This window comes from Sphingobacterium sp. JUb56, assembly GCF_014191365.1.
Classification (GTDB): Bacteria; Bacteroidota; Bacteroidia; order Sphingobacteriales; family Sphingobacteriaceae; genus Sphingobacterium; species Sphingobacterium anhuiense.
This window is the reverse complement of sequence record NZ_JACHWL010000001.1, coordinates 4,335,359-4,353,813: the sequence shown is the minus strand read 5'-3', so window position 1 is coordinate 4,353,813 and position 18,455 is coordinate 4,335,359. Positions and strand designations below refer to the sequence as shown.

General features: G+C 35.6%; 19 protein-coding genes. 8 read left to right on the top strand and 11 right to left on the bottom strand.

All coding sequences use genetic code 11. From position 1 onward, the window contains the following. Positions 1–73: 73 nt before the first annotated feature. From FHR29_RS18495 to FHR29_RS18480, 4 genes are all read right to left on the bottom strand, one after another. Entirely contained in the window at positions 74–835 is a 762-nt protein-coding gene (locus FHR29_RS18495) for a succinate dehydrogenase/fumarate reductase iron-sulfur subunit (protein WP_037527569.1), read from the bottom strand. Positions 836–898: 63 nt separating this feature from the next. Continuing rightward, positions 899–2,833, bottom strand: coding sequence for a fumarate reductase/succinate dehydrogenase flavoprotein subunit (locus FHR29_RS18490; RefSeq protein WP_132771521.1), 1,935 nt, complete (start codon positions 2,831–2,833; stop codon positions 899–901). A 53-nt stretch (positions 2,834–2,886) separates the two neighbouring features. Beyond that, positions 2,887–3,657, bottom strand: coding sequence for a succinate dehydrogenase cytochrome b subunit (locus FHR29_RS18485; RefSeq protein ID WP_021191914.1), 771 nt, complete (start codon positions 3,655–3,657; stop codon positions 2,887–2,889). A gap of 161 nt (positions 3,658–3,818) precedes the next feature. Further along, the gene (locus FHR29_RS18480) at positions 3,819–4,412 is read right to left on the bottom strand and encodes a porin family protein (RefSeq protein WP_132843600.1); all 594 of its coding nucleotides are present in this window, start codon (positions 4,410–4,412) and stop codon (positions 3,819–3,821) included. An 83-nt stretch (positions 4,413–4,495) separates the two neighbouring features. Between FHR29_RS18480 and FHR29_RS18475 the strand changes: the two genes are divergently transcribed. The 6 genes from FHR29_RS18475 to pruA all read left to right on the top strand — a co-directional run bounded on the left by FHR29_RS18475 (position 4,496) and on the right by pruA (position 8,697). Next, positions 4,496–4,711, top strand: coding sequence for a hypothetical protein (locus FHR29_RS18475; RefSeq protein ID WP_183916254.1), 216 nt, complete (start codon positions 4,496–4,498; stop codon positions 4,709–4,711). After that, entirely contained in the window at positions 4,711–5,049 is a 339-nt protein-coding gene (locus FHR29_RS18470; RefSeq protein WP_183916252.1) for a tRNA-binding protein, read from the top strand. The genes FHR29_RS18475 and FHR29_RS18470 overlap by 1 nt, the downstream gene beginning before the upstream one ends. A 1-nt stretch (position 5,050) precedes the next feature. Further along, positions 5,051–5,518 (top strand): nucleoside deaminase, encoded by a 468-nt coding sequence (locus tag FHR29_RS18465; RefSeq protein ID WP_132771517.1) that lies wholly within the window; start codon positions 5,051–5,053, stop codon positions 5,516–5,518. A 100-nt stretch (positions 5,519–5,618) separates the two neighbouring features. Beyond that, on the top strand, positions 5,619–6,227 hold the full coding sequence (locus FHR29_RS18460) for a superoxide dismutase (protein WP_183916250.1): 609 nt from the start codon (positions 5,619–5,621) through the stop codon (positions 6,225–6,227). A 34-nt stretch (positions 6,228–6,261) separates the two neighbouring features. Beyond that, positions 6,262–6,849 (top strand): peptide-methionine (S)-S-oxide reductase MsrA, encoded by a 588-nt coding sequence (gene msrA / locus FHR29_RS18455; RefSeq protein ID WP_260292209.1) that lies wholly within the window; start codon positions 6,262–6,264, stop codon positions 6,847–6,849. A 210-nt stretch (positions 6,850–7,059) separates the two neighbouring features. After that, complete coding sequence (gene pruA, locus FHR29_RS18450; RefSeq protein WP_183916248.1) at positions 7,060–8,697, top strand: L-glutamate gamma-semialdehyde dehydrogenase; 1,638 nt, start codon at positions 7,060–7,062, stop codon at positions 8,695–8,697. A gap of 76 nt (positions 8,698–8,773) precedes the next feature. On the opposite strand, the gene FHR29_RS18445 is transcribed toward pruA, so the two are convergent. The 6 genes from FHR29_RS18445 to FHR29_RS18420 all read right to left on the bottom strand — a co-directional run bounded on the left by FHR29_RS18445 (position 8,774) and on the right by FHR29_RS18420 (position 14,525). Continuing rightward, entirely contained in the window at positions 8,774–9,958 is a 1,185-nt protein-coding gene (locus FHR29_RS18445) for a metallophosphoesterase (protein ID WP_183916246.1), read from the bottom strand. A 6-nt stretch (positions 9,959–9,964) separates the two neighbouring features. Further along, positions 9,965–10,738 carry an endonuclease/exonuclease/phosphatase family protein gene (locus tag FHR29_RS18440; protein ID WP_183916244.1) on the bottom strand — a complete coding sequence of 258 codons (774 nt, stop codon included), beginning with the start codon at positions 10,736–10,738 and terminating at the stop codon, positions 9,965–9,967. Between the two features lie 76 nt (positions 10,739–10,814). Beyond that, positions 10,815–11,834 (bottom strand): recombinase RecA, encoded by a 1,020-nt coding sequence (gene recA, locus FHR29_RS18435; RefSeq protein WP_021191922.1) that lies wholly within the window; start codon positions 11,832–11,834, stop codon positions 10,815–10,817. Between the two features lie 82 nt (positions 11,835–11,916). Then, positions 11,917–12,585 carry an endonuclease III gene (gene nth, locus FHR29_RS18430; protein ID WP_132843608.1) on the bottom strand — a complete coding sequence of 223 codons (669 nt, stop codon included), beginning with the start codon at positions 12,583–12,585 and terminating at the stop codon, positions 11,917–11,919. 53 nt (positions 12,586–12,638) lie between these two features. After that, on the bottom strand, positions 12,639–12,821 hold the full coding sequence (locus FHR29_RS18425; protein ID WP_132771512.1) for a hypothetical protein: 183 nt from the start codon (positions 12,819–12,821) through the stop codon (positions 12,639–12,641). Positions 12,822–12,893: 72 nt separating this feature from the next. Next, entirely contained in the window at positions 12,894–14,525 is a 1,632-nt protein-coding gene (locus FHR29_RS18420) for a S8 family serine peptidase (protein WP_183916242.1), read from the bottom strand. Positions 14,526–14,689: 164 nt separating this feature from the next. On the opposite strand from FHR29_RS18420, the gene FHR29_RS18415 reads away from it, so the two are divergent. Further along, positions 14,690–16,822 carry a S9 family peptidase gene (locus FHR29_RS18415; RefSeq protein WP_183916240.1) on the top strand — a complete coding sequence of 711 codons (2,133 nt, stop codon included), beginning with the start codon at positions 14,690–14,692 and terminating at the stop codon, positions 16,820–16,822. Between the two features lie 36 nt (positions 16,823–16,858). Here the strand turns inward: FHR29_RS18415 and FHR29_RS18410 are convergent, their stop codons facing one another. After that, entirely contained in the window at positions 16,859–17,050 is a 192-nt protein-coding gene (locus FHR29_RS18410; protein WP_260292208.1) for a hypothetical protein, read from the bottom strand. Between the two features lie 663 nt (positions 17,051–17,713). On the opposite strand from FHR29_RS18410, the gene FHR29_RS18405 reads away from it, so the two are divergent. Beyond that, positions 17,714–18,430: an N-acetyltransferase gene (locus FHR29_RS18405; protein ID WP_021191927.1), complete on the top strand. Its 717-nt coding sequence runs from the start codon at positions 17,714–17,716 to the stop codon at positions 18,428–18,430. Positions 18,431–18,455: the final 25 nt, after the last annotated feature.

Sequence of the window (18,455 nt, the reverse complement as noted above, 5' to 3'; positions counted from 1 at the left end):
ATTGAATATATAAATATATAAAAAAAGTCCTTACAAAAAGATTGTAAGGACTTATCTATAAAGTGATGTTCTTTTATCCGTGGATATCCTCTTCTCTGAAAAGCTTAGCACCTAGGTACTCGCGATTCATTCGAGCGATATTAGTCAATTTGATACCTTTAGGACACTCCGCTTCGCAAGCGCCAGTATTAGTACAGTTACCAAATCCTTCTGCATCCATTTGATCAACCATCGCCTGAGCACGCTCATAACGTTCTGTTTGACCTTGAGGTAATAACGCGAATTGAGATATTTTAGCAGAAACAAAAAGCATTGCTGAAGCATTTTTACAAGCTGCAACACAAGCCCCACAACCGATACATGTCGCAGACTCGAAAGCCTCATCCGCAATACGTTTTGGAATCAAAATGTTATTTGCATCTTGTGCGCCACCCGTATTTACGTTTGTATAACCACCCGCTTGTTGGATACGGTCAAATGATGTACGATCTACCGCTAAATCTTTTAAAACTGGAAAAGCAGCTGCTCTCCAAGGCTCAATAACAATTGTTTGTCCATCGTGGAATGAACGCATGTGTAATTGACAAGTAGTGATACCATATTTTGGTCCGTGTGGACGTCCGTTGATCACTAATGAACACATTCCGCAAATACCTTCGCGACAGTCATGATCAAAGTAAATAGGATCCTCTCCTTTGCGAGTCAATTCATCATTTACGATATCAAGCATTTCTAAGAATGACATATCATCGGCGATATCATTTGCTTGTACAGTTACGAATTGACCTTTAGATTTATCGTTTTTTTGACGCCAAACTTTTAGCGTTAAATTCATATGTGCACTCATAATAATAATATTGAGTCATCAATTGACTACTAATAAAGTAGTCAATTGATATTATTTATAACTTCTTTGTGTTAATTTAACGTTTTCGAAAACTAACTCTTCTTTATGAAGAACTTCTGGTTGATTTTCACCTTTGAATTCCCAAGCAGATACGTAAGTAAACTCTTCGTCAATACGTAAAGCTTCACCTTCTTCAGTTTGAGATTCTAAGCGGAAGTGACCACCACAAGATTCTCTGCGGTTCAATGCATCATCAACCATTAATTCGCCCAATTCGATGAAATCAGCAACACGGCCAGCTTTTTCAAGAGACATGTTTAACTCTTCATTTTCACCTAATACCTTGGCATTTGACCAGAATTCTTTTTTCAAGTTTTGGATCAATCCTTTAGCTTTAGTTAATCCTTCAGCTGTACGGGCCATACCACAGTATTCCCACATGATCAAACCTAATTCTTTATGAAGATCATCAACAGTTTTAGTACCATTCAAGGCTAATAGCGCATTGATTCTAGTTTCAACCTCTTTACGAGTTTCTTCGAAAGCAGGATGATTTTTATCAATAGGGGCAAAAGAACCTAAGTTTGCTAAGTAATCTCCAACAGTATAAGGAATAACAAAGTAACCATCCGATAATCCTTGCATTAAAGCAGAAGCTCCTAAACGGTTAGCTCCGTGATCAGAGAAATTACATTCTCCTAACGCATATAATCCAGGGACAGTTGTCATTAAGTTATAATCAACCCATACACCACCCATAGTGTAGTGAACAGCAGGGTAGATACGCATAGGTTGTTTGTACGGGTTTTCGTCTGTAATCTGGTAGTACATGTCGAATAAGTTACCATATTTTTCACGTACAGTATCTTCTCCCAAACGACCGATTGCTTCCGCAAAGTCTAAGAATACAGCAACACCTGTTTTACCAACACCACGTCCCTCATCCACTGCTTCTTTAGCATTACGAGAAGCCACATCACGAGGTACCAAGTTACCAAAAGATGGGTACTTACGCTCTAGGAAATAATCTCTATCTTCCTCTTTGATATCAACAGCTTTCAGTTCTCCTTTTTGAAGTTTTTGTGCCAATTCAACTGTTCTCGGAACCCATACACGACCATCATTACGCAATGATTCTGACATCAAAGTTAATTTTGATTGGTGATCACCGGTAACAGGAATACAAGTTGGGTGAATTTGAGTATAACAAGGATTTGCAAATAAAGCACCACGTTTGTGAGCTCTCCAAGCAGCAGTTACATTACATCCCATTGCATTAGTCGAAAGGAAGAAAACGTTACCGTATCCACCAGTACACAATAATACAGCATGACCTTCATGTGATTCGATTTTACCTGTAACTAGGTCACGAGTAATGATACCACGAGCTTGTCCATCAATTTTAACAAGGTCAAGCATTTCATGACGAGTGTATGATTTTACTTTACCTTTATGAATTTGACGGTTTAAAGCCGAATATGCGCCTAATAATAATTGTTGTCCTGTTTGACCACGTGCGTAGAATGTACGTGATACTTGGGCACCACCGAATGAGCGGTTATCTAATAAACCACCATATTCACGAGCAAAAGGAACACCTTGAGCCACACATTGATCGATGATGTTAGTCGATACTTCTGCTAAACGATAAACGTTTGCCTCACGAGCACGGTAATCACCACCTTTAATAGTATCATAAAATAAGCGGAAAACAGAGTCACCGTCATTTTGATAATCTTTTGCAGCATTAATACCACCTTGTGCCGCGATTGAGTGCGCACGACGAGGTGAATCTTGATAACAGAAAGTCTTTACATTGTAACCTAACTCTGCTAAAGAAGCAGCTGCAGAAGCTCCCGCCAATCCTGTCCCAACAACGATAATTGTAAATTTACGTTTGTTAGCAGGGTTAACCAGCTTCATTTCAAATTTATGTTTTGACCATTTTTGGGCCAATGGCCCCGCAGGTACTTTTGAATCTAACATATCTTATATTTTATTTATTAGATCGTGCCTTATAGCACCATCCTAAAATATTGTTAACGGAAATAGAAATATAATGGCATCGCTGCGAAAAGAATTGGAATAACTACTCCAAATACCCATACTCCAATAAATTGAACCAATCCAATGTATCTTTTGTGATTGAATCCAACTGTTTGGAAAGCAGATTGAAAACCGTGAATCAAGTGGAATGCTAAAGCAGCCATTGCAATTACGTATAATGCTACTAGAGCAACGTTTTTAAATGCAAAGTCTACCTGCTTATACAAGTCACGTGCTTTTACGATTTCAACGCCATTTTCAACAACGACTGAGTAATCATGAAAATCTGACGCTTGGATCTCTTGATGAGTCGTTACACCATTCGACAGATCGGTACGATATTCGATATAAGGTGTTTGATCATTATGGTATTTCCACCAAAAGTTTGACATGTGCGTCGCCAAGAATACTAAGATAACAGTACCTAAAATACCCATATTACGTGAGTTCCATTTGCTGTTAGCGCTTCCATCATAAGATGCATATCCAATAGGACGAGCAGCCTTATTTTTTAATGAAATCACGATTGCATAGATCACGTGAATAATCACCGAAGCATACAATAAATAAGACACAACCTTGATAGGTGTAAAATGCGTCATGAAATAGGCGTACTTGTTGAACGCTAAACCCGCGTCATCTTTAAATAACTGCAAGTTTCCAATCAAGTGAACAATTAGGAACGTACATAAGAAAAGTCCCGTTAAGCTCATGATTAGCTTCTTCCCGATTGAAGAACTTAAAACTGGCTTTGATTTACTCATTATTCTTTGTAATTTAATTTAATTAGGCAAATCTACTATTTGATATTAAATATGATACAATTTTGACAAGAAAAAGAAGTAATTTAGAACTATTCTAAACCGCTATTGAAAAAGGCTCGCTATTTTTGATAACGAGCCTTTTATGATTTGATTGAAAAGTACTATAAACTAAATAAACGATAGCCTAATCCTATACTCCACATATTAATTTTTGGATTTGCTTGACTGCTGTTGTTGATTTTGCTTAGTCCCATTTCATAACGTAGATCAACACGAAGACTTGAAACATCAGCACCCACACCAAATGCCCAAGATGTACCGTTCTTTTTGTAGCTATTTGGATCTAAACTAGGAATTATCTTATCTTGTTTATCATCTACTTTAAAAGAAAATATTGGTCCAGTTTGGATTCTTGCTCCAATTGGTCCTAAACCAAAACGTTTTCCTAATAATACCGGGATGTCGATTGTGGTTAATTTTACATCTGTTGTTTCTCCTCCTTCAGCCTTAATCGTAGTATTTTTGCCTGTAATGTAAATCTCCGGTTGCACATGGAAACCCAATACACCAACACGCCCATACAAACCTGCTTGATATCCTGCTTTGTTGTCTGAATTGAAATACTTACCATCACTTTTAAATTTAGAAAAGTTTAAGGCACCCTTTAAACCAATTTCTACTCCTGGTAACAATTGTGCATTTGCAGTAGCAACACTACCACAAATTAATAGTAATGCAGGTAAAATTTTCTTCATAACTTTTATTTTCTATATAAATTGTATCTTTAACTAAACTTTGAACAAGTTTCAAAAATAACAGCAAATTTTATACCTAAAAAATGATGGGACTTAAAATAACAACATTTGATTGGATTACAGCAAAAGAAAAAATAAAAAGAAAATATAATCATCTAACTGATGAAGATTTAGTTTTCGAAGAAAATCAAGAAGAAAAATTGATTAACCATTTGATGGCAAAATTACACCGCGATCGAGAATATGTTTTATTTACACTGGCCAAGTCATTAAGCAGTATCGAAAGTAATCGTTTGTAATGGAAGAAATATCTTGGAATGATTTTGAAAAAGTGGATATGCGTGTGGGTACAATACTAAATGTTGCCGATTTTCCAAAAGCAAGAAAACCAGCTTATCAGTTAACGATTGATTTTGGTGAAAAATTGGGAATAAAACAAAGTAGTGCTCAGATCACGGTGCATTACAGTAAAGAAGAATTATTAGGTAAGCAAATTGTTGCTATTGTAAATTTCCCCAAGAAGCAGATCGCAAATTTTTTCTCGGAATGTTTAGTTACCGGTTTTGCTGATGACAACGGGGATATCATTTTAACAACTGTAGAAAAAAAAGTGCCTAATGGTGCAAAATTAATGTAAAATGCGGTATATCGATTTTGAAGGAACATCTGTAGACAATGCTGACGATTTTTTTATGCAGCAAGCATTGAAGGAAGCAAAATTAGCATTAGCCGCAGGGGAGGTGCCCATAGGGGCGGTAATTGTGCATAAAGGTAATATTATCGGTAGGGGGCACAATCTGACACAGCGTCTAAATGATGTAACAGCCCATGCCGAGATGCAAGCCTTTACGGCTGCTGCAAATCATTTGGGAGGTAAATATTTGGTCGACTGCACACTTTATGTGACTGTAGAACCATGCGTAATGTGTGCAGGTGCAGCTTATTGGACACATATCAGCCGAATTGTATATGGAGCTCAAGATGAAAAAAGAGGATATTCTCAATTTCATGATAAAATTTTACATCCCAAAACAATTGTAGAGCATGGTAAGTTGGGGGAAGAATGTGCTGAACTTGTTAAATCATTTTTTCGTCAAAAACGTTAAAAGCTTAGTGATTATTTAATCGCAAAACGAAACATAAAGGTATATTAAACGTTATATTTGCATAGAAACAATCTTTAAATAAACATAAAAAATAATAATTATGGCATTTGTATTAGAAGCGCTACCTTACGCGTCAGACGCATTAGAACCACATATTGATAAAGCTACTATGGAAATCCACCATGATAGACATCATCAAGCATATGTAGATAATTTAAATAAGGCAATTGCTGGAACAGAAGCTGAGAACTTATCTTTAGAAGATATCGTTAAAAATATCAGTAAATATCCTGCAGCAGTACGTAATAATGGTGGTGGTCACTATAACCACAAATTATTTTGGACAGTATTAGGTCCAAATGCTGGTGGTGAGCCAACTGGTGAATTGGCAACGGCAATCAATGAAACATTTGGTTCTTTTGCAGAATTGAAAACACAATTGCAAAATGCAGGAGCTACACGTTTTGGTTCTGGCTGGTCTTGGTTAATTGTAAATGCAGAAGGTAAATTACAAGTAACATCGACACCTAATCAAGATAATCCATTGATGGATGTGGCTGAAGTTAAAGGTACGCCTATTTTAGGTATTGATGTTTGGGAACATGCATATTACTTAAAATTTCAAAATAAACGTCCTGCATATTTAGAAGAGATCTTCAATATCATCAACTGGGATGCAGTAGCGAAAAATTATGCTGCCGCTAAATAGTTTTTAATTTTAGTAGCGAAATAAAAGCGGTAGAATGATAACATTTTACCGCTTTTTTAATTTAAGGGTTATTGAGATGGTACATAAATATATCGCTATGCTTGTACTTTTGGTAACAAGCAATGCATTGTTATCCTGTAAATCTAATATTGCTAAAAAGGAACCGCAATCATTTGAACAGTTGCCAGATCATCAGAATGGTCTGGTAGATACTGCAACATTTGCAGCAGGTTGTTTTTGGTGTGTTGAAGCTCAATTTAAAACACTTGATGGTGTACAGCAAGTTATTTCAGGCTATGCTGGAGGAGAAACGAAGGATCCATCATATAGCCAAGTCAGTACAGGGAATACAGGACATGCTGAAGTGATCAATGTTTTGTATGACCCCAAGAAAATAACATTCGATACCTTGTTAGAAGCTTTTTTTATCGCACATGATCCTACACGATTGAATAGGCAAGGTAATGATATTGGTACGCAATACCGCTCTGCAATTTTTGTTCATGATCAAGAACAATTAGAAAAAGTTAATTTTTATCTAAAAAAAATGAAAGAAGAACGGTTGTATGACCGTCCTATCGTGACAGAAATTAATCCATTTACTACTTTCTATAAAGCTTAAGATTATCATCAAAATTACTATGCGAATAATAAGGAAGATCGATATTGTCAATACGTGATTAAACCAAAATTGGAAAAGTTTAAACATATTTTTACCAGTACTGTTAAAGACTAATCCAATAATTGGAACACGGATTAAAATCTTGTAAATTTATGTTGAATTCTATGAATTCATTGAAATTCAGCTTTTTGAAAATATAAAATTATTACTATGATAAAAGGATTTTTTAATGTACCGACACCTACGAATGAGCCAGTGTACTCATATGCTGTTGGAACAAAAGAACGCAAATTATTAAAAGCGGCGATTGATGAAGCTCGTGCTAAGCAAGTTGACGTACCTATGTATATAGGCGGAAAGGAAGTCCGTACTGATAATAAAGTATCTATCAATCCTCCACACGATCACCAACATGTTTTGGGACAATATAGTCAAGGCACTAAAAGTCATGTCACTGATGCCATTAATGCCGCCTTGGCTGCTAAAAGTGATTGGGAGAATTTGCCATGGGAAGACCGTGCAGCAATCTTCTTGAAAGCAGCAGAACTAGCATCGACCAAATATCGTTATAAGTTGAATGCTGCTACCATGTTAGCGCAGTCAAAAAACCCTTATCAGGCAGAAATTGATGCAGCTTGTGAGTTTACGGATTTCTTACGTTTCAACGTACAGTACATGACAGAAATCTATGCACAGCAACCACCAGTATCAGGAAAAGGTGTATGGAATCGCGTGGAGCAACGTCCTTTAGAAGGTTTTGTATTCGCTTTGACACCATTCAATTTTACAGCTATTGCTGGTAATTTACCATCATGTGTTGCTATGATGGGAAATGTTGTCGTATGGAAGCCATCTAATGCTCAGATATATTCTGCGCAAGTGTTAATGGAGATTTTTATTGAAGCAGGTTTGCCGGCAGGTGTTATTAACTTAGTATATGTATCTGGACCGGATGCAGGTGATGTAATTTTCAAACATCCTGATTTTGCTGGTATCCACTTCACTGGTTCTACAGGAGTTTTCCAAGATATTTGGAAAACAATCGGTGAGAATATCCATCTTTACAAGACATATCCAAGAATAGTTGGTGAAACTGGAGGTAAAGATTTTATTTTAGTTCATCCAACAGCAGATTTGCAAGTAACTAATACAGCATTAGTTCGCGGTGCATTTGAATATCAAGGACAAAAATGTTCAGCTGCTTCACGTGCTTATGTTCCAGCATCGATGTGGCCAGCATTGAAAGATGCAATGACTACAGATGTGAATTCATTCAAAATTGGTGGAACAGAAGATTTTACAAACTTCATCAATGCAGTAATTGATGAGAAATCATTTGATAAGATTTCAAAATATATTGATCGTGCAAAAGAATCTGCTGATGCTGAAGTTGTGATCGGTGGAACATACGATAAATCTAAAGGTTACTTCATTTCTCCAACCGTTATTGTGGCTAAAAAATCAGATTATGAAACAATGTCAGAAGAATTGTTCGGGCCAGTTTTGACAATTTTTGTTTATGAAGATGAGAAATGGGAAGAAACATTAGAAATCGTTGATAAAACCTCTATTTATGCTTTAACAGGTTCAGTTATCGCTAAAGATCGCTATGCAATCGCACAGGCAACACATGCATTGCGTAATGCAGCAGGTAATTTCTATGTTAATGATAAGTGTACAGGTGCCGTAGTAGGGCAACAGCCATTCGGTGGTGCACGTGGTTCTGGTACAAATGATAAAGCCGGATCAATGATCAACTTATTGCGTTGGGTATCTCCACGTACGATTAAAGAAACCTTTAATCCAGATACAAACTATAAATACCCTTTCTTAGAAGAAGGAGAATAATCAGAGTGATTATTAATTTTATAAAAAAGGCGTTTACTATGTAAACGCCTTTTTTATGTGCAATAATTAGTAATAATTATGCCTTTTTAAGATGACCTAATACATCGCCATTATCTTTGATCATTTTTATATCTAACGATTTCTTATCACCATTCACATCTATTATTGTACGTTCTCCAACCTTTGGACCGCCACCGATGAAGATCGTATAATTATGATCTTTGTCAGGCGGATAATACCCATATTTGTGCGTATGTCCTGTAATCATCGCATCAATTTTATACTTCTGAAATAATGGATGAAAGCTTGAGCGGTTATGTAATGTTCCGTGCCAGTCATCAGAGTGAAAAATAGGAATGTGGCTGACAACAACGGTATGCTGAGAGGCCTTTCTTTCTTTCGATTGCAAAACTTTATCTAACCAAATAGCCTGTTCTTTACGGTAATTGTCATAGTCTACAGTTCCTCCATACACCTCATGTGTATCTGGTTTATCCTCCCCACTGTCTAATAGAATCCAGTAAATAGGGCCCAATTTGAAGGATTGATAAAATTTATTTTCAGGATAGCCAAATAACTTTTTGAAAAGACGAGAAAATGAACCCCTTGTTTCGTGATTACCGCGATTCATGATAAAAGGCCTGCTGGTTTCAAAAAATGAAAAGGGTTGAAGCAGTTTTTCTGTTATATCTTTTTGGTTTGTAACATAATGAAAAGAATCGCCATTTAGAATAGAAAAATCATATGCTTCTATATTATGGCTTGGAACTAGATCCTTATATGTATCTTTCGCTTCGTGTACATCATTATATATCAAACATCTAATTTTATCCTGATCTTTTTCAGCTAATTTGGCCGAAAAAATGTTGGTTTTAATTTCCTCTCCGTAAACAATTTTATAAGCTTCAAATTTAAGAACTTCTTTAGCTACTATTCTATATTTAAAGACCCTAGGCGCTTCCTGTATAGTAAATTTAAATAAGTCAGTATTAGCCTCTAACATACCATCTTCGCTTTGATATATCTTGTCAATTACCTCGTTGTTGTCGTCCAAGATCTCCAACCATGCAAATGCAGGTTTGCTTAAAATGGAAAAGATACTTATACTCTTATTGATTTGATTTTGCAAATATGCTGGTACGATAAAATCAAATTTTTCGTTGTCACTACGTTCTTTTTTTTCCTCAGCCAAACCGATGCTTGGTAATGTTATGCCCGCTAAGGTTAAGGCCTCTATAAATTTTCTTCTATTGATACTCATTAGCTATTATTGGGCATTAATTTCAACATATACAGGTCTATGATCACTTGCATAAGTTTCAGATAAAACACGATGATTTTTAAATTTAAACTGACTTCCTTTATTTATCATGATAAAATCAATTTCGCGATCAGGATTTACTTCAGGTATTGTAAATCCATTTTTGATTTGACTGCGTGTAAATATTTGCTCTAAATTACGGATTGGTTGTTCTGCAGGTGTTGCATTTAGATCACCGACTAGAATAACAAGGTTTTTATCATTCTTAAATTTGTCAATGATAAAAGCCGTTTGCGCAAGCCTATTTTCATTTTTCAAATCAAGGTGCGTATTAGCAAACTTGACTACTTTTCCTTTTATATTTATATGGATTATGCCTAAACTTCTCTTCTCACTTTCAATTGGTGATGGAAGTTCGAAACGTTCACTTTTAACAATAGGGTATTTCGAAAGGATCACAGTCCCATACTCACCCGCATCTAGATTAATTCCTTTAGAAAAGAAGTAGTGCAAACCTGTGAGTTGAGCTAATTTCTTTGCCTGATCAATATTTTGGGATCGATCTAAGTTAACATCAATTTCTTGTAGACCAACTAGATCTGCATTTGTTTTTTTGATAATGGATGCGATCGTATCTAGATTGATAACGTCGGCACTTTCACTAGGAGGGTTAGCATGATGGATATTGTATGTTAATATCTTTAATTGTTGTGCCGAAAGTAGAAGCGAGCTGCAACATAAAATCGAAAGAATAAAATAAGAAAGAATATACTTTTTCATTAGCATAGGTTTTAGTAAATAAATATAGCCATTCTTTTGGAATGGCTATATTAAAAATCTATATGTAACGAAAAAATTAACCTTCTTCTAAAACGAGATTTGGATCTACGCCAGCAACTTCAGCTCTGATTTTTGCTTCTAGTTCATCCGCCAAATCCGGGTTGTCAAGTAATAATGATTTTACAGCATCACGACCTTGTCCCAATTTTGTCTCTCCATAGCTAAACCATGAACCAGCTTTCTTAATGATATTGTATTCAACACCTAAGTCGATGATTTCACCAACTTTTGAAATACCCTCTCCGAACATGATATCAAATTCGGCGATTCGGAATGGAGGAGCTACTTTATTCTTAACAATTTTTACTTTTATGCGGTTACCAGATACTTCATCAGAATCTTTGATCTGAGAAGTACGACGGATATCAAGACGTACAGATGCATAGAATTTTAATGCATTACCACCTGTCGTTGTTTCAGGGTTACCAAACATAACACCGATTTTTTCACGGAGCTGGTTGATGAAAATACAACAGCAGTTTGTTTTGGAAATTGTACCTGTTAATTTACGTAAAGCTTGAGACATTAAACGTGCTTGAAGTCCCATTTTGGAATCCCCCATCTCACCTTCAATTTCTGCTTTAGGTACTAAAGCAGCGACGGAGTCAATGACAATAATATCAATAGCTCCAGAGCGGATTAGATTATCGGCAATTTCTAAAGCCTGTTCGCCATTATCGGGTTGTGCAATTAATAAGTTCTCAACATCAACACCTAATTTCTGCGCATAGTATTTGTCAAAAGCATGTTCAGCATCAATAAAAGCAGCTATACCGCCTGATTTTTGAGCCTCAGCAATGATATGCGTTGCAAGGGTTGTTTTACCAGAAGACTCAGGACCGTAAATCTCAATGATACGACCTTTAGGAACGCCTCCGATACCTAATGCGATATCAAGACCTAAAGAACCTGTAGAGATTGATTCAATGGGATCAACAGTAGTATCTCCTAATTTCATAATGGCGCCTTTGCCATATGATTTCTCTAATTTATCTAATGTAAGCTGTAATGCTTTTAATTTATCTGGGTTGCTCATATTCTTAGTATTGTTAAGTCAAAAGTAAGGAATAGTTTTTAATTTGCAAAATATTTTTACTAAAAAAATTAGTCTACTGTTTTTAACTAACTTTTTCTTTGATTTCTTTCACTTGGTGCGTTTTTTCAAAATATTTACACATGTAAGTAATGGCACATTTGTCACATTGAGGTTTTCGGGCTAAGCAAATGTAGCGACCATGTAATATAAGCCAATGATGAGCAATAGCGATGGTTTCAACAGGCAGATATTTGACCAGTTGTTTTTCCACAGCAAGTGGAGTTGTAGCTTTACTCGTGAGACCAAGCCGGTTACTAACGCGAAATACATGGGTATCAACAGCCATTGCAGGTTGATTGTAAACCACTGAAGAGATGACGTTTGCCGTTTTCCTGCCGACACCGGGTAGTTTTATCAAATCTTCTATTTTTTCAGGAACTGTAGAATCAAATACATCAACCAGCATTTTGGCCATTCCAACCAAATGTTTCGCTTTATTATTCGGATAGCTTACTGAACGGATATACGTGAATATTTCCTCAGCACTACTATTCGCCAAAGTTTCGGCAGTTGGAAATTGTTGGAAAAGTTTAGGGGTCACCAGATTGATTCGTTTATCTGTGCATTGTGCAGACAATATTACAGCGACCAATAATTCATAAGGATTACTATAATTTAATTCTGTTTGTGCATCTGGGCTATTTTTAGAAAAATATTCTACAAAAGCTTTATATCTATCTTTTTTCAACATATCTATCAAAGATAGTTAAGTTTTTAAAATATAGAAAAGGCTTAATCTTCCGACTAAGCCTTTTTGTTGACTACAGATTTTGAGTAATTCAAAATTCTATCAATACAGGAATCACTTGGATTCATCATGATTTTTGGTAGCTGAAGTTTTAATTGTTGTTCCACATCCTCATCAGAGATTTTTACTTCTGTTTCGATGTTTTTAACTTCATTTTCTGTTGTAAAGTTTTCGACCATACGCAATCTTTGTTGTTACTGTTAAATTTATTAGTAAAACGTAAAACAAGATGCAAATATTATGTCAATATTTTATTTTTTCTTTTTAATGAGATATTCATTTGCTTTTTGCACAGCCATGTAAGCATTAACTATACCGCCTGAAATAGAAATATCAGCTAATTTGACTGTCTTATAAGAACCATCTTCCAGTTTAATTCGAACCGAATCATCTAACTTTGTAACAGAGTTCATGATAATCTCTTTTGTCTCAAGAGCTGATAACTGCGGGTAGTAAGAACGTAACATACCAGCAAGACCGGCAACTACAGGTGCAGCCATACTTGTACCCTGCTCTTCTTTGTATTCAGAGTGTGGAGCAGTTGAATTGATATATAATCCTGGAGCAAATACATCCACGGAAGCTTTACCATAGTTTGAAAAACTTGCCAGCAGCTCATCATCTTTCCGAGGCCCTGTCGCACCAACAGTAATCCATGCATCTGCAACGCCTGTTATAGCACCTAAGCTATCGGTATAAAATTTATTCGGATAATTAGGTGAAATATCATTATCCTCACTGTCGTTACCTGCAGCATGAACAAGTAAAACATCTTTTGACATAGCATATTTTACTGCCTCATCTACCGTATTTTTATTATAAGCGTATCCTTTTCCGAAACTCATATTAATAACCTTAGCGCCATTATCAACAGCATAGCGGATGCCATTTGCGACATCTTTGTCACGCTCATCTCCATCTGGCACTAGGCGAACTGAAAGTATTTTTACATCGTTAGCGACCCCTTTAATGCCAATATTATTTTTGCGATCAGCTGCAATGATACCGGCTACGTGTGTTCCGTGAAGTGCATCAGGACCTGTAACATCCGAGTTTCCATAATGATATTCACGTGCATCATCGTAGTTATCACCAACAATAGAACGTGAATCATATTCTTTATTAAGATGATAGGCGACTTGATTTCCGAAGTAATTTGCGCCTTCAGTTAAATCATCATAAAACTTTTTAAATCCGCCAGCTTTCTCAATTTCTTCTTTCGCAATTCTAATCGCAATCTTTTGACGGTTGCCCGGAGGATTGAGACTATCTAGATCTGCTGTTGTTATCGCAGACTTATCCTTATTGATGCTTTTGACAAGATTATCGATGTTCTCTTTCAATGCAACATAATTTAGTGCACCATATTTTGCTTCATCCAATTTCTCATTATAGGCATCTACCATTTTTAAATAAGCATTGTAAGCACGTTTTTCTTGGTCGGTCATAACGGTCGAAGCCGTTACTCCATCATATTTTGGAGCATGTTTACGGATCAGTCTTGTTAATTCCAAATTATCAAAATGCACGTTTTCACCAGTTGCATTACCAATGAAATTCCAGCCATATTTATCATTAATGAATCCATTTTTGTCGTTATCAACTCCATTCGAGATACTGTCTTTCAAATTAATCCAGACTATGTTTTTTAAATCCTCATGATTGACATCAACACCGCCATCCAGAACGGCTACAATAACGGGTGTAGATTTTTTACCTTTTAGTAAACTCTCGTAAGTTCTTTCTGTACTTATGCCCAGTACACCATCTTTTTCATAATCCAGATTAAACCAGTTTTCAGGCACACTTTTATTCTCCTGAGCGTAGCCCAAAATGGGGGTTAATCCAATAGCAAATACATACAGTAATCTTTTTAAATTCATCTTTTGATATTTTGATGTGGTTACGATCTGCAAATATAATGCTAGTATGATGCTTAAAATGTTAATTTTTACTAAATAATACTGATACATCCGTATTTTTACCTTTACATAATTCTGAATTCTTTGGTTAATTCAGTCTTTTGATCATTACGAAAATTAGAAATATGATTATTTTAAGCGCTATAATAGGAACAGCACGAGCAGAGCAATATACTTCAGAACAATTAAATACAAAAGGTATTCAAGCTCCCTTAGCAGTGATTAAACCACATAAGAGAGACATTCACAACGATCAAGTGATCGATGATTATTATTGGATGAATAATTTCTTTAAGGAGGGGCCTGACGCTGAATTGGTAATTGATTATTTAAAAAAAGAAAATGATTATACGAATGCTGTGCTAAAGCCAACGGAAAAATTGCAGGAGCAATTGTTTCAGGAAATGAAAGCACGGATTAGAGAAAAAGATGAATCTGTTCCTTATCTTAAAAATGGATATTATTACTATACCCGTACAGAAGATGGGCAGCAGTATTTTAAGTTTTGTAGAAAAAAGGATGAGCTTAATGCGAGCGAAGAGATTCTGCTCGATATTGATGCCATGGCAGTAGGTTATGCGTATTACGCTACTACAGGGTTTTCGGTAAGCCCCGATAACAACTTAATGTCTTTTGGTGTCGACACCGTATCACGAAGAGAATATACCATTTTCATTAAAAATCTACTGACGGGTGAAATCTATAAAGACGAAATACCAAAAACATCAGGAAACTCTACTTGGGCTAAGGATAATAAAACGCTTTACTATACGGCAAAAAATCCAGGTACATTATTAAGTGAAAAAATTAATAGACATACATTAGGAACCCTTGTAGATGATGATGTAACCGTTTATGAAGAAATTGATAATACCAATTACATAGGTGTCGGAAAATCAAAGAATGGTGAATACATATTTATTGAATCAGAAGGAACGCTTTCATCAGAAGTTTTTTATCTGAAATCTGATGACCCAGCTGGAAATTTTCAGGTGTTTCAACCAAGAATGAAAAATGTGCTGTACCATGTTACAGCTTTGGAAGATCGCTTTCTCATTGTAACAAATGAAGAAGCAAAAAATTTCAAGGTTATGCAGTGTCAGCTTGGTATGACTAGTAGAGAACATTGGAGAGCATTTATTCCACATCGAGAAGATGTATTAGTAAGTGAGGTAGATGAATTCAAAGACTATTTGGTCGTTACCGAAAGGAAAAATGGATTGTCTCAAATAGCTATACACAACTTACAAAATGAAGAACAGTATTATCTTGATTTTGGAGAAGTAGCTTATACAGTTTATCCCAGTACTAATGTTGAATACGATACACAAAAATTACGTTTCGGCTATACCTCGCTTGTAACACCTTTATCGACTTATGAGTACGATATGGTGACTAGGGAAAAAATCTTATTGAAGCAACAAGAGGTTGTTGGGGGCTATGATACGCATGCATATAGTACGGAACGCATTTTTGCAAAAGCAAGTGATGGTACTGCTATTCCCATTTCTCTTGTCTATAAAAATGGTATTAAGAAAGATGGTTCGGCACCTTTGCTATTATATGCATATGGTTCGTATGGATACGCGATAGATCCTACATTTAATAGTGCTCGATTGAGTTTGTTAGATCGCGGTTTTGTATATGCAATAGCACATATCCGAGGAGGTGAAGAGATGGGGAGACAATGGTATGAAGAAGGTAAAATGATGAATAAGATCAATACATTTACAGATTTTATTTCTTGTGGTCATTATTTAATTGATCAGAAATTTACAAGCTTGGGACATCTTTATGCACAAGGAGGAAGTGCAGGTGGACTTTTAATGGGAGCGATAGCCAATATGGAACCAAATCTATGGAATGGTATTATTGCACAAGTTCCTTTTGTGGATGTCGTGAATACGATGTTGGACGAAGGCATTCCATTAACAACCAATGAATATGACGAATGGGGAAATCCTAATGAAAAGGAAGCTTACTATTATATGAAGAGCTATTCCCCATATGAAAATATAGAAGGAAAGGAATATCCAAATATATTAGTCACAACAGGATTGCACGATAGTCAGGTTCAATATTTTGAGCCGGCAAAGTGGGTCGCGAAATTAAGAAAGATGAAAACTGATCATCATGTGTTACTGCTTAAAACGGATATGGAGTACGGTCATGGTGGGGCATCCGGACGATTTGACTATCTCAAAGATATTGCTTTAAACTATGCATTTCTATTTGCTTTAGAGCATATAGAGAAGTAAATCATAAATAAAAAAAGCGCCTGAAAGGCGCTTTTTTTATTTATGATTTAAACTATCGATTTTTTCATCATGTTCGATTTGTCTAGAATCAATTTGATGTTGTTGATAATTATCCATCGCAACCTTGCTCGCCTTTTGCGAAACATATATTGCGAGAACAGCAATTGCTGTGATAAGTGCAATTCCCCAAGCATATTTTTGTTTATCTTGTTTAACTAACCAATACATAAAAATAAAGTAAGGGATCCCGAAAATGCAATAAAAAATGATACTAGGAGTGTCCATATGCTGTTGTGTACTAATGGCGAACTTTATAAGATCACCGATGAAGCACAAAATTATCTAATTTTAATGAGAATACTAAAAGTTTCTATTTCTTTATTTTTTTTAGTATTGATAGCAAGTTATTAATGATTCTAGACATTTGTTACCAGATTGGTTTTTTTATTCATCAGTTATTCATTACAATAAAATGATTTAAGTGATTGATTTATAAGTTGTAAGTTGAGTGTTTTTAAGTTTTTGTGGTTTTTTGTCATTTTATAAAAAATGCGTACTATTATTGCAGAAAAGAAAAAAATTATTTTATACATTTGCAACGTCCTTTAAGAAGACGATAACTAGAAATGAAGAATAACAATACATTAAAATTCTCTTTGCTACATGCTTTTAAAAAGTTTGTTGGTAAGAGGTATTGTTCTTTTATTTTTAGGCAGATTCCAGTTCTTCGCTTTCGACGACCCATACTACCTCGGGCTTGATATGAGGTAGTGATCTTTCTTTTCAGTAATATCATCAGGTCCGATGATGGCGCTCCACGATTTTATTAATTGTTTTTTCATAACAAAACGCAATTTCGGTTGTTAGTTTTATTATTTGGGTCGTAAGTCAATGACTATTTCAGAATTTTTAATTATTCCCGCAAAACCTGAGCATGTTGCATATGCTGAGCAGATTTGCAATGAAATGTTCGAGTCTGCAAAAGCTCGAGGTACTGGTATTGCACGTCGCAAGCCAGAATATGTTGCTAATAAAATGATTGAGGGTAAAGCCGTTATTGCTTTACACAAGGATGGAAGATGGGCTGGGTTTGTCTACATTGAAACCTGGGGACATGGTGATTATGTTGCCAATTCTGGTTTAATTGTCAATCCTGAATTTCGTAAAGTAGGTTTAGCCAAAGCAATTAAAAAAAGAGTCTTCGATTTATCTCGCGAAAAGTATCCACATGCAAAGATTTTTGGTTTAACGACAGGTTTGGCGGTTATGAAAATTAATTCAGAACTAGGTTATGAACCTGTGACCTATTCCGAGCTCACACAAGATGAAGAATTTTGGAAAGGATGCCAAAGTTGTGTGAATTACGATATCCTATTAAGTAAGGATCGTAAAAACTGTATGTGTACAGCTATGCTTTGGGACCCTGTTGATAAGGAACGCGAATTGAAAGAAAAAATTCAGCGAAAAGCAGAAGCCAAAGAAAGATTAGAGCGTATTACGCAGAAACAATCGTTGTTGAAACGTATAGAAGCAAAATTATGGAAATCAGCAAAGAAGTTTGTTGCAGCTAATTTCCATAAGAGTAAAAAAGTAGTTAAGGAGTTTTAAGTTTTTTATATTTTTGTTTAAGTCT